Below are 11,623 nucleotides of genomic sequence, written 5' to 3'. Positions count from 1 at the left end.
CGACGCCTGCGCCGAGATCTGCCGCCGCCTCGACGGCCTCCCCCTCGCCATCGAACTCGCCGCCGCCCGGCTCCGTCTGCTCACCCCACGCCAGATAGCCGACCGCCTCGACGACCGCTTCCGCCTCCTCACCACCGGCAGCCGCACCGCACTCCCCCGCCAGCAGACCCTCCGCGCCGTCGTCGACTGGTCCTGGGACCTCCTCGAACCCACCGAACGCACCGTCCTGCGCCGACTCTCCGTCTTCACAGGCGGCTGCGCGCTCGCCCAGGCCGAGGCCGTCTGCGGCCCGGACACCCTCGGCGCACTCGCCGCCCTTGTCGATAAATCCCTGGTCGTCGCGGCCCCGGACGGACCGGACGGGATGCGCTACCGCCTCCTCGAAACCGTCGCCGAGTACGCGGCGGCCCGGCTCGACGAAGCCGACGGCGAGCGCGCCACCGCCGAACGCCGCCATCTGGTCCACTACCGGGAGCTCGCCCGCGCCGCCGACCCCCTGCTGCGCGGCCCCGGGCAGCGCGCCGCCCTCGCCCTGTTCCAGCGGGAGTACGAGAACTTCCGCACCGCCCTGCGCCGCGCCGTCGCCGCCCGCGACGAACAGGAGACCCTCTATCTGGTCCTGACGCTCTCCTGGTACTGGCAGATGCGGGATCTGCGCCTCGAAGCCCGCCACTGGGCCGGCCAGGCCGCCGCGCTCGGCCCCGACCCGTTCGCCCCGCCGGTCGCTCCCGCGCCCCCGGTCTTCGAACGGTTCACGGACGCCCCGCCGCCGCTCTCGGACGAGCAGCTGGGGGAGGCCCGCCGGGGCGTGGCGCTGCTGTGCATGATCTTCATGGACCATGACGCCGTCGAGTGGGACTCCGAGGAGAATCTGGCCCGGCTGCGCGGTGTCACCGAGACCTACCGGCCCGGCCTGCCGCAGACCTGCCGCTCCCCGGGCACCCTCTGGTTCTTCTCCCTCCTGATGACCGGGGACATGGAGACCCTCAGGGTCATGCTGGACGAGACCGTACGCGCGTGCCGTGTGTACGGCTACGAATGGGAGCTGGCGGCGGCGCTCCAGGCACGCGCCAGAATCCTCGTCAGCCGGGGCCGCTGGGCGGGCGACGCCGCCCAGGACGCCGACGAGGCCCTGGCGGCGTTCACCCGTCTCGGGGACGACTGGGGCGTGGCCGAGGCCCTCTCGGCCCGGGGCGAGGCCCGTGAGCGGCGCGGTGAGTACGCGTCGGCCGCCGCCGACTTCTCCGCCGCGATCGGGTACGCGGAACGCATCGGAGCCCAGGTCCAGATGGACGTCCTCCGGGCCCGGCACGGCGGCGTCCTGCTGGAGCTGGGCGATGCGGAGCGCGGGGAGGCGCTGCTCCGTGAGGCGCTCGCCGAGCATGAGGCCGTGCCCAACGAGTGCACCGCCGTCGCCCGGATCTATCTCGCGCTCTGGCTCGGCCGCTCCGGCCGCCAGGAGGAGGCCAGGGATCAGATCCAGCTGCTGCTGAGCCAGTTCCAGATGCACACCCTGGCGCTCTTCGAGGGCATGGTGATGGGCTATCTCGCCTGGCTGGACACGATCGACGGCCGTTTCGACGACGCGCTCGACCAGGCGTGGGGGGCCCTGGACCGGGCGCTTGGATCGCTCTCCTCGATGGTCGCCCCGGATCTGTCGGTCATGCAGCTGGTCATCGTCGCGGGCGCGCTGGCCGGAGCCCGGCCCGAGCGGGCCCCGGACGCCGCCCGGCTGCTCGCGGCTGCGGACGTCCACTGGCCGCCCGGCCACTTCGCCACCGCGTTCGAACGGCGGGTCCGGGAGGACTCGGAGGCGCTGGCGCGCTCGGCGCTCGGCGATGACGCGTACGCCGCCGCGTACGCCGACGGAGGCGGCCTCACCCTGGAGGAGGCCGCCGCCCTCGGCGGAGCGGTCTGAGCCGCTCAGGTCTTCCGCCGGAACCGGCCGACCGCGAGCGGCGCGGTCACCACGGTGATCGCCACGGCCCAGCCGAGCGTCCACCACACCGAGGAGGCCAGCTCCCCGCCGTTGACCAGGGCCCGTGCGGCGTCCGCGAGATTGGAGAGCGGGTTGTACTCCGTGAAGGTCCTCAGCCAGTCGGGCATCGTGTTCGTCGGGGCGAAGATCGAGGAGCCGAACTGAAGCGGCAGCAGCACCAGCATGGCCATGCCCTGGACGGCCTGGGGCGACTGGACCGTCAGTCCGAGCAGGATGAAGATCCACATCAGTGAGGCGCCGAAGAGCAGGGAGAGCCCCATCGCGGCGAGCAGCTCCAGGACGGAGGTCCTGACCTCCATACCGAGCAGAAAGCCCATGCCCAGCAGGATGACCATCGCCACCGCCATCCGGCCGATCTCGACGACGATCTTCGCGATCAGCACCGAGGACCGGGATATCGGCATGGACCGGAAGCGGTCCATCACCCCCTTCTTGAAGTCTTCGTTGACCCCCACGCCCACGGCCATCGCGATGGACAGGCCCATCATCGCCATCAGCCCGGGGACGACATAGTTCACATAGGCGTCCCGGTTGTCCTTGCCGGAGATCGCGCCGCCGAAGACGTAGACGAACAGCAGGGCGAAGACGATGGGCATCAGCAGGGCGTCGACCATCGACTGAGGGTCCTGCTTGAGCTGGAGCACATTACGGCGTACCAGCGCGCCGATGTGCCGCAGATGGGCCCGGGGCCCGATCCGGCCCTCGCCGGCCGGCCGGACCTGCCGCCGCTCCGGCGCGTCCTGCGCGCTGGTCCTGGCCTGTACGGTCGTACTCATGCGACGGCCTCCTCGGCGAAGGCGCCGGACGCCGTCGCCTTCTCTCCGGTGATGGCGAGGAACACCTCGTCCAGGCTGGGCAGATGGGTGCCGATGTCGGCGATCCCGAAGCCGTGCGAGGCCAGCAGCCCCACCACGGCGGTCAGCTGCACATCGGCGAGGATGGGCACCTGGAGCACGCCCTTCTCCGGGTCGGCGGCGGCCCCGGCGATCCCGTCGAGACCGGACTCGCGCACGGCCCGCGCCATCTCGGGCAGCCGGGCCGGGTCGCTGGGCCTGATCCGGAGGGTGCGGCCCCCGACCCTCGCCTTCAGCTCGTTCACCCCGCCGTTCGCGATGACCTTGCCCCGGTCGATGACGGTGAGCTCGTCGGCGAGCTGCTCGGCCTCCTCCATGTACTGGGTGGTGAGCAGCACGGTCATCCCCTCGGCGACCATCCTTCTGATCTCGTCCCACACCTCGTTGCGGGTCCTCGGGTCGAGCCCGGTCGTCGGCTCGTCCAGATAGAGCACGGAGGGCCGCCCGATCATCGAGGCCGCGAGGTCCAGCCGGCGGCGCATCCCGCCCGAGTACTGCGTCACGGGCCGTCTGGCGGCGTCGGTGAGCGAGAAGTGCTCCAGCATCTCGTCGGCGCGGCGGCGGGCCGCCGGGCGCGGCAGATCGAGCAGCCGCCCGATCATGTACAGGTTCTCCCAGCCGGAGAGCTTCTCGTCGACCGAGGCGTACTGTCCGGTGAGCCCGATGGTGCGGCGCAGCTGCCGGGGCTGGCGCACCACGTCGTAGCCCGCGACGACGGCGGTCCCGGCGTCGGGGACCAGGAGCGTGGAGAGGCAGCGTACGAGCGTGGTCTTGCCCGCGCCGTTGGGGCCGAGGACCCCGAGGACGGTGCCCTCGCGGACCTCCAGGTCCACCCCGTCCAGCGCTCGGGTGGCGCCGAAGTGCTTGACCAGCCCCCGTACCGCGACGGCCGGCGACCTGCCGCCGGGGTTCTTGTCGTGTGGTGTCATGGCGGCCACGATGCCCGCTCCTGCCTACAGCACGCCTACAGCCGCCCTACAGCGCGCCGACAGCCGGTGGGCGTGCCCCGGAACGACCGACAGCCCGCCGATCGGGGAAGATCGGCGGGCTGTCGGCTGGAGCGTGAGCGGCGGGAGGCACCGGCCTCACCGGCCTCAGTGGAAGGTGTGCTCCTCCATCGGGAACGCTCCGCCCACGACGTCGTCGGCGAACGCCTTCGCCGCGTCGCCCAGCACCCGGCGCAGATCGGCGTACTGCTTGGTGAAGCGCGGCACCTTGCCTCCGGTCAGCCCGGCCATATCGGTCCAGACGAGCACCTGGGCGTCCGTGTCGGGGCCCGCGCCGATGCCGATGGTCGGGATGTGCAGGGAGCGGGTGACCTCGGCGGCCAGCTCGGCCGGGACCAGCTCCAGGACCACGGCGAACGCGCCCGCGTCCTGTGCCGCCTTGGCGTCGTGCAGCAGCCGGTGGGCCGCCTCGTCGCTCCGGCCCTGGACCCGGTAGCCCATGGTGTTCACGGACTGCGGGGTCAGGCCCAGATGCGACATCACGGGAATCCCGGCCTGCACGATCAGCTCGGTCTGCGGCAGCGAGCGCTCGCCGCCCTCCAGCTTGATCGCGCCGACGCCCGCCTCCTTGACCAGCCGGGTCGCGTTGCGCAGGGCCTGGACGGGCCCCTCCTGGTATGAGCCGAAGGGGAGGTCGCCGACGATGAGGGCCCGGCTGGTGCCGCGTACCACGGCGGCGGAGAGCAGGGTCATCTCGTCCATGGTGACGGGCACGGTGGTCTCGTACCCGAGATGGGTGTTGCCCATGGAGTCGCCGACGAGCATCACCGGAATCCCGGCCTCGTCGAATACGGACGCGGTCATCGCGTCATAGGCGGTGAGCATCGGCCATTTCTCGCCGCGCTCCTTGGCGGCGGCGATGTCATGGACGGTGACACGGCGAGTGCCCTTTCCGCCGTACAGCGCCTTGCTGCTGTCAGCGGGCTTCCGGGCAGCCTGAAGCGTCATGGCTGTTGGCTCCTTAACTCATCTCGAGGCGCCCTGTCGGCGTCCCCGGATCACCCCCCATGGTGGCACTTCGTGCAGCTCGCGGGGAAGGGGCCCGCTCTGTGCACGGAGGGTCCCCGGCGGAACACGGCCCGCACTCACGGCACGGTGTGCCGGTCCACTCCCTTCCCGTCGCCCGCGCGGACCGGGGGACCCGGCCCGTACGGGCGACGGCCGGTTTCTGCGTACTCCGTCACATCGGCCCCGCCGGGGCCGTTCCCCGGAACCGGGCGCACCGCCGGAGTCGTCATGGGCTGAGAACGGCCGCCCCCCGGGGCGGCAAGGCACGTACCGTCATCGCCTAGTGTCATCGTCGAGGCTCGTGTGACGGCAGCAAGGCAGTGAGGACAGCTCCATGGTGCAGACGTACAAGGCGGAGACCGGGAACGGCGACCCGGGAGAGCCCGCCACCCGGTCCCGTCTCCGGCGTCTGCTCGACCGATGGCGCGACGATCCGGGCATCTGGCGGCGTGGCGCCGTCCTCGCCGGATGCGCCGTGCTGGTCGCCTTTCTGATGATCTTTCACGCCCAGGTCCCCAACCGGATCGGCAATGTGGGCTCGCTGAGCGAGACCTTCCTGCCCTGGCTGGCCGTGGTGGCGGTGCCGCCGCTCTTTCTCGCCGCGCTCTGGCGGCGCTCCGCCATCGCGCTGATCGCCCTGCTGCTGCCCGTGATCGTCTGGCTGAACCTCTTCGGCGGGCTGCTCACCGACAAGTCCACGGAGGGCGGCGATCTGATGGTGGTCTCCCACAACGTCAACGCGGAGAACCCCGATCCCGAGGGCACGGCCGCCCAGCTCGCCGCGTCGGGCGCGGATGTGCTGGCGCTCCAGGAAGTGGCGCAGGGCCAGGCCGAGATCTACGACAACGCGCTCAGCTCCACCTACAAGTACCACTCGGTGCAGGGCACGGTCGGTCTCTGGAGCAAGTACCCGATGACCGCCACCGAACCCGTCGGCATCGGGCTGGGATGGACGCGTGCGATGCGCTCCACCGTGCGTACGCCCGAGGGACAGGTGGCGGTATACGTCGCGCATATGCCGTCCGTACGGGTGAAGATGCACGCGGGCTTCACCGCCGGTCAGCGCGACGACAGCGCCGACGCGCTGGGCGAGGCGATCTCCCGGGAGCGGGTCGACCGGGTGGTGCTGCTCGGGGATCTCAACGGGACGATGAACGACCGGGCGCTCAACGGCGTGACCTCGCAGATGCGTTCGGCGCAGGGCGCGGCGGGCGACGGGTTCGGCTTCAGCTGGCCTGCCTCGTTCCCGATGGCCCGGATCGACCAGATCATGGTGCGGGGCGTCGAGCCGGTCTCCTCGTGGACGCTGCCCCGCACGGACAGCGACCATCTGCCGGTCGCGGCGCGCGTGGACCTCTGAGGCTCGGATACGAACGAGGGCCCCCGGAGCACGCTCCGGGGGCCCTCGTTCGTTCAGTGGGCGGTCTCCCGCCAGCGGTTGGTGATCGGCAGCCGGCGGTCCTTGCCGAAGCCCTTCGCCGAGATCTTCGTACCCGGCGGGTACTGCCGCCGCTTGTACTCCGCCATGTCCACCATGCGGAGCGTCCGCGCCACCAGCTCCTCGTCGAATCCGGCGGCCACGATCGCGTCCTTGCCCTGGTCCCGGTCCACATAGAGCTCCAGGATCCGGTCGAGCACGTCGTAGTCCGGCAGCGAGTCGCTGTCGACCTGCCCGGGGCGCAGCTCGGCGCTCGGCGGCTTGGTGATCGACTCCTCGGGGATCGGCGGGGTCTGGCCGCGCTCCTCGGCGGCGCGGTTCCGCCACTTCGCCAGCCTGAAGACGGTGGTCTTGTAGACGTCCTTGATGGGCCCGTACGCGCCGACCGAGTCGCCGTACAGCGTCGAGTACCCCACCGCCAGCTCCGACTTGTTGCCCGGCGCGAGCACGATGTGCCCCTCCTGGTTGGAGACCGCCATCAGCAGGGTGCCGCGCAGCCGGGCCTGGAGGTTCTCCTCGGCGAGCCCGGTCAGCCCCAGCGAGCCCATATAGGCGTCGAACATCGGCTCGATCGGCACGGTGCGAAAGTTGAGCCCGGTCCGCCGGGCCAGCTCGGCGGCGTCGTCCCGGGAGTGCTGGGAGGAGTACTTGGAGGGCATCGAGATGCCGTGGACGTGCTGCGCGCCGACCGCGTCGCAGGCGATGGCGGCGACGAGCGCGGAGTCGATGCCGCCGGAGAGCCCGACGAGCACGGACCGGAAGCCGTTCTTGGCGGCGTACGCGCGCAGGCCCACGACCAGCGCCGAGTACACCTCCTCGTCGTCGTCGAGCCGCTCGGCGTAGCCGCCGGCCAGCTCGGCCGGGTAGGCGGGCAGCGGCTCGCCGGAGAGCACGGTGTGCTCGATCCGCAGCCCGTCGTCCACGATGCCGGAGGGGATCTCCCCGGCGGCGGGCAGCTCAAGGTCGAGGACCACACAGCCCTCGGAGAACTGCGGGGCGCGGGCGATGACCTCGCCCGCCGCGTCGACCACGATCGAGTCGCCGTCGAAGACCAGCTCGTCCTGACCGCCGATCATCGCCAGATACGCGGTGACGCAGCCGGCCTCCTGGGCGCGCTTGCGCACCAGCTCCAGCCGGGTGTCGTCCTTGTTCCGCTCATAGGGCGAGGCGTTGATGGAGACCAGCAGCCCGGCCCCGGCGGAGCGGGCGGCCGGCACCCGGCCGCCGTCCTGCCACAGGTCCTCGCAGATGGCGAGCGCCACATCGACGCCGTGCACCCGGATCATCGGCAGGGTGTCGCCCGGCACGAAGTAGCGGAACTCGTCGAAGACGCCGTAGTTCGGCAGATGGTGCTTGGCGAACCGCAGCGCCACCTCGCCCCGGTGCAGCACGGCCCCGGCGTTGCGCGGCGCTCCGGCGGGCTGGCCGTACTTCGGCGCGGCGCTCTCGGAGCGGTCCAGATAGCCGACGACGACGGGCAGCTCGCCGAGGCCCTCGTCGGCCAGCCGTACGGCGAGCGCCCGCAGGGCGGACCGGGACGCCTCCACGAAGGAGGAGCGCAGCGCCAGATCCTCCACGGGGTAGCCGGTCAGCACCATCTCGGGGAAGGCGACGAGATGCGCCCCCTGCTCGGCGGAGTGCCGGGTCCAGTGCACCACCGACTCGGCGTTGCCGGCGAGGTCGCCAACGGTCGAGTCGATCTGATTCAGGGCGAGACGAAGTTGAGGCACGGCCCCAGTGTAATCGTCTTACTGACGCGATGTCCCGGTCGGGCGGTGTGGGACGCCCCACCCGGGGAGTCCCACCCGGGGGTCCCACCCGGGGAGTCCCACACGGGAGTCCCACCGGAGGCGTCTCCGGTGGGACTCCCTCACCGGCTACTTCCGATAGCCGAGGACCGTCATCATGCCCGCCTCCGCGTGGTAGACGTTATGGCAGTGGATCATCCACAGCCCCGGGTTGTCGGCGTCGAAGTCGACGCTCAGCGTGGCGTTCGGCAGGATGACCGCGGTGTCCTTGCGCGCCCCGTCCTTCACATTGGCCAGCGCGAAGGTGTGCCCGTGCAGATGGAGCGGATGCCACATCCCGGTCGGGTTCCGGAAGACCAGCCGTACGCGTTCGCCGGAGCGGACCGCGTGCCGGGGACGGCCGGGGGCGTACGGCTCGCCGTCGAAGGCCCAGTCGTACTTCGCCATGCCGCCGGTCAGCTCGATCCGGATGGTGCGGTCCGGCTCACGGCGCGGCAGGGCCGCGGACTCGGCGGCGCGCAGCCGGTCGGCGGTCAGCAGCCGCCCGGACAGCTCCCGGGGCCGTGCGGAGGCCGCCGGGGCCGCGCCGCCGCCGGTCCGGAGCAGGGCGCGCGCGGCGGCCTTCTTGCCCTCGGCGACGGCGGTGAACGGGAAGACGCCGTCGCCCGCCGTCACCAGCACGTCATAGCGCTCGCCCATGCCCAGCAGCAGGGCGTCGGTCCTGGCGGGCCGGACCGGGAAGCCGTCGGTGTGGGTGACGGTCATCTCATGGCCGCCGAGCGCGACCCGGAAGGCGGTGTCGCCGCCCGCGTTGATGATCCGCAGCCGGATCCGGTCGCCGGGCCGGGCCCGGAAGGACGTGGGCGCGTCGGGGGTGCGCCCATTGATCAGATAGTGCGGGTACGCCACGTCTCCGGCGTCTCCGCCGAGGAGGTCGCTCGCCGCGCCCATCATCATCCGGGAGGGTCCGCCGGGGGCCGGGGTCTTCTCCGGCTCCTTCCGGGACATCATCCCCGTCATCCCGTGTCCTTCGTGTCCGCCGCCCCCGCCGCCCTTGCCGCCGGACATCCCCTTGCGGAGTTCGTCGAGCACGGCGTCCGGGGTCGAGCCGTCCACGCCGTCGACCCAGTCGTCCAGGACGATGACCCACTCCTTGTCGTATGCCAGGGGCTCCCGGGGGTCCTCGACGATCAGCGGCGCGTACAGCCCCCGGTCCTGCTGGACGCCGGAGTGCGGATGAAACCAGTACGTTCCCGGATGCGACAGGGCGAATCGATAGCGGAAGTCCGCGCCCGGCGCGATGGACCGCTGGGTGAGCCCGGGGACGCCGTCCATGTCGTTGCGGAGCGCGAGCCCGTGCCAGTGCAGCGAGGTGGGCTCGGGCAGATGGTTGGCGAGGGTCAGGGCCAGGACGTCGCCCGCGGTCGCCCGGATCTCCTGGCCCGGCAGCCGGTCGCCGTAGGCCCAGGAGCGGACGGTGCGCCCGCCGAGGTCCAGCCGGACGGGGGCGGCGGTGAGGCGGACCTTCCGCTCGGGGCCCTTGCCGCGCTCGGCCTCGGCGGCGGCGACCTCTTTGCCGTCGGGGGAGACGAAGCCCTCGGCGGCTCCGCTGCGGCTGCCGCTCTGATCGCCGCCGTGCCCGGCATGCCCGCCGGCGCCGGACCCGGATCCTGAGCAGGCGGCCACCGCGCCGGTCCCGGCCGCCGCGAGTGAGGCTCCGATGACGGAGCGGCGTGTGATGTGCGTACGCATGATGGAGAAGCACCTCGTGGTGATGTCGGAGAAGGCATACGGATGAGCCGCGCGCCGCCGTGGAGAGGCGGCGGAGGCGGGCTCTAGATGCGCAGTACCGACAGCTGGGCGAGGAGGAGACGCGGGGCGGGCGGGGCAGGTCCCGGCGCGAGGCGGAACCGGAGCCGGGCGAGCGCCGGGTGGGCGCTTTGGCCGCGCCGTCGCGACCACGGCCCGGCCAGGAGGAGAAGGACGCCCCAGACGCCCAGCACCGCGAGACAGACCATGGCGGGGTCCATGCCATGACCACCGGGGCCCGTGGACCCCGGGCCCGTACCGTGCCCGGTCCCGTGCGCGCTCCCGGCGGAGGCCGGGGCTTCCGGGAGTTCCTGGGGTCCGGCCGGGAAGGTGATGGGGGCGGCCCGGTCGTGCCTGTTGTCCGCGAGCGCGACGGTGGCGGCGGAGGCCGGGGCTTCCGGGAGTTCCCGGGGTCCGGCCGGAAACGCGAGGAGGGTGGCCTGATCGTGCCCGTTGTCCGCGAGCGCGACCACGCCGCCGGGCAGGGCCTCCGGGAGCTGAGCGGAGGCGGCGGGCGGTGGTGCGGGGGAGTCCGACGGGTGGCCCACGGTATGCATCGTGGCGATGCCGAACAGCAGCGCGACAAGGAGCAGCAACCGCCCCGCGCGCCCGCCCCCGCCTGTTCCCATGCTGCCGCATCTTACCCCCACCGGGTATACGCCGACGCGTTCCCCCGGCGGTCGGCGATCATGGATCGTATGATCGCCGTCCTTCTAGCCCTCGGCGCGCTCGTCTACACCGCGTGGCTCCTCGAAGTCGTCCTCCCCACCGGGCTCGACCCCGTCCGGACCTATGTCAGCGAACTCGCCGCGGAGGACCAGCCCTTCGGCGGCCTCTTCCGCGCCACCGACCTCACCGCCGGGCTGCTCGTGCTCGCCGGGGCGCTCTGGGCGCTGAGGGGCGCGCTGCGCACCGCGCCCCGCGAGCCCTGGACCCTCATCGGCTGGGGCGGCCTCGTCCTCTTCGGCGCGGCGACCGCCGTCGACTCCCGGCTGCCGCTCAGCTGCGCGCCCACCGCCGACCCCGAGTGCGCCGCCCGGGAGAGCGCCGGGCTCGTCCCCGCGGCCCACACCGCGCACGCCGTCAGCTCCTCGGCCGCCATGACCGGCGCGATCATCGGCATCATCGCCCTCACCGTGGCGGCCCGCCGCTACGGCCGGCTGCCTCTGCTCGCCCGTACCGGTCCGGCCCTGGTCGCCCTCGAACTCATCGCCACCGGCTGGACCCTCGCCTCCGTCGCCGCCTTCCAGGCGGGCGGCGACACCTACGCCCTCGGTGCCGGACAGCGGCTCCAAGTGCTGATCGTGGCAGTCTGGCTGGGAGTGCTCGCGCTGTCCCTGGCACGGGAGCGGCGGGTGCCGCAGGCACGGAAGGACGGGGCGCGCTGATGTTCGTCACCATCGGGGGCGTACGGCACCATGTGGTCGCCGAGGGCAGCGGACCCGTCTGTCTGCTCAGCGCGGGCCTGACGCTCGGCTGGTTCGACTGGGACCCCGTCGTCCCCCTGCTCACCCCCCACCGCACCGTCGTCCGCTTCGACCGCCCCGGCCACGGACTGAGCGCCGCCGCCGTCGCGGCCCCCTCCGCCGCCGGTGAGGCCCGCCGTATCGCGGGGGTGCTGGACGCGCTCGGCCTGGACGGTCCCGCGACCGTCGTCGGGCACTCGATCGCCGGGTTCCACGCCGAGGCGTTCGCCCGGCTGCACCCCGAGCGCACCGCCTCGCTCGTGCTCGTCGACTCCAGCGTGGAGGAGCACGCGC

Annotated in this window: 10 protein-coding genes; 4 read left to right on the top strand and 6 right to left on the bottom strand. The window is 72.5% G+C overall.

Annotated elements, in window-relative coordinates; all coding sequences use genetic code 11:
• Positions 1-1,918, top strand: a 1,918-nt coding sequence (locus FF041_RS27455; protein WP_194292194.1) for an ATP-binding protein, incomplete at its 5' end; no start/stop codon positions are given.
• A 5-nt stretch (positions 1,919-1,923) separates the two neighbouring features.
• Here FF041_RS27455 and FF041_RS27450 read toward each other — a convergent pair.
• From FF041_RS27450 to panB, 3 genes are all read right to left on the bottom strand, one after another.
• The gene (locus FF041_RS27450; protein ID WP_153525329.1) at positions 1,924-2,775 is read right to left on the bottom strand and encodes an ABC transporter permease; all 852 of its coding nucleotides are present in this window, start codon (positions 2,773-2,775) and stop codon (positions 1,924-1,926) included.
• Positions 2,772-3,782, bottom strand: coding sequence for an ATP-binding cassette domain-containing protein (locus FF041_RS27445; protein WP_153525328.1), 1,011 nt, complete (start codon positions 3,780-3,782; stop codon positions 2,772-2,774). Before FF041_RS27445 ends, FF041_RS27450 begins: the two co-directional genes overlap by 4 nt.
• A gap of 165 nt (positions 3,783-3,947) precedes the next feature.
• Positions 3,948-4,808 carry a 3-methyl-2-oxobutanoate hydroxymethyltransferase gene (gene panB / locus FF041_RS27440; RefSeq protein ID WP_153484027.1) on the bottom strand — a complete coding sequence of 287 codons (861 nt, stop codon included), beginning with the start codon at positions 4,806-4,808 and terminating at the stop codon, positions 3,948-3,950.
• Positions 4,809-5,202: 394 nt separating this feature from the next.
• Between panB and FF041_RS27435 the strand changes: the two genes are divergently transcribed.
• Entirely contained in the window at positions 5,203-6,228 is a 1,026-nt protein-coding gene (locus FF041_RS27435) for an endonuclease/exonuclease/phosphatase family protein (RefSeq protein ID WP_153525327.1), read from the top strand.
• Between the two features lie 53 nt (positions 6,229-6,281).
• Here FF041_RS27435 and FF041_RS27430 read toward each other — a convergent pair whose 3' ends face one another.
• From FF041_RS27430 to FF041_RS27420, 3 genes are all read right to left on the bottom strand, one after another.
• Positions 6,282-8,036, bottom strand: coding sequence for an NAD+ synthase (locus FF041_RS27430; protein WP_323392866.1), 1,755 nt, complete (start codon positions 8,034-8,036; stop codon positions 6,282-6,284).
• A 147-nt stretch (positions 8,037-8,183) separates the two neighbouring features.
• Positions 8,184-9,806 (bottom strand): multicopper oxidase family protein, encoded by a 1,623-nt coding sequence (locus FF041_RS27425; RefSeq protein ID WP_153525326.1) that lies wholly within the window; start codon positions 9,804-9,806, stop codon positions 8,184-8,186.
• A gap of 83 nt (positions 9,807-9,889) precedes the next feature.
• Positions 9,890-10,492: a hypothetical protein gene (locus tag FF041_RS27420; protein ID WP_153525325.1), complete on the bottom strand. Its 603-nt coding sequence runs from the start codon at positions 10,490-10,492 to the stop codon at positions 9,890-9,892.
• A gap of 69 nt (positions 10,493-10,561) precedes the next feature.
• Between FF041_RS27420 and FF041_RS27415 the strand changes: the two genes are divergently transcribed.
• Positions 10,562-11,251: a DUF998 domain-containing protein gene (locus FF041_RS27415; protein ID WP_153525324.1), complete on the top strand. Its 690-nt coding sequence runs from the start codon at positions 10,562-10,564 to the stop codon at positions 11,249-11,251.
• Positions 11,251-11,623: alpha/beta fold hydrolase (locus tag FF041_RS27410; RefSeq protein ID WP_194292193.1), on the top strand; the 373-nt coding region annotated here is incomplete at its 3' end. The genes FF041_RS27415 and FF041_RS27410, both read left to right, overlap by 1 nt.

The organism is Streptomyces jumonjinensis (assembly GCF_009600885.1).
Lineage (GTDB): Bacteria > Actinomycetota > Actinomycetes > Streptomycetales > Streptomycetaceae > Streptomyces > Streptomyces jumonjinensis.
Note: the sequence above shows the minus strand (reverse complement) of the source record. Positions and strands in the feature narration are given on the sequence as shown.

Bases quoted from the DNA above. Each gene is read 5' to 3' on its own strand.
- FF041_RS27450 (WP_153525329.1), bottom strand. From the start codon at position 2,775: ATGAGTACGACCGTACAGGCCAGGACCAGCGCGCAGGACGCGCCGGAG.
- FF041_RS27445 (WP_153525328.1), bottom strand. From the start codon at position 3,782: ATGACACCACACGACAAGAACCCCGGCGGCAGGTCGCCGGCCGTCGCG.
- panB (WP_153484027.1), bottom strand. From the start codon at position 4,808: ATGACGCTTCAGGCTGCCCGGAAGCCCGCTGACAGCAGCAAGGCGCTG.
- FF041_RS27435 (WP_153525327.1), top strand. From the start codon at position 5,203: ATGGTGCAGACGTACAAGGCGGAGACCGGGAACGGCGACCCGGGAGAG.
- FF041_RS27425 (WP_153525326.1), bottom strand. From the start codon at position 9,806: ATGCGTACGCACATCACACGCCGCTCCGTCATCGGAGCCTCACTCGCG.
- FF041_RS27420 (WP_153525325.1), bottom strand. From the start codon at position 10,492: ATGGGAACAGGCGGGGGCGGGCGCGCGGGGCGGTTGCTGCTCCTTGTC.
- FF041_RS27415 (WP_153525324.1), top strand. From the start codon at position 10,562: ATGATCGCCGTCCTTCTAGCCCTCGGCGCGCTCGTCTACACCGCGTGG.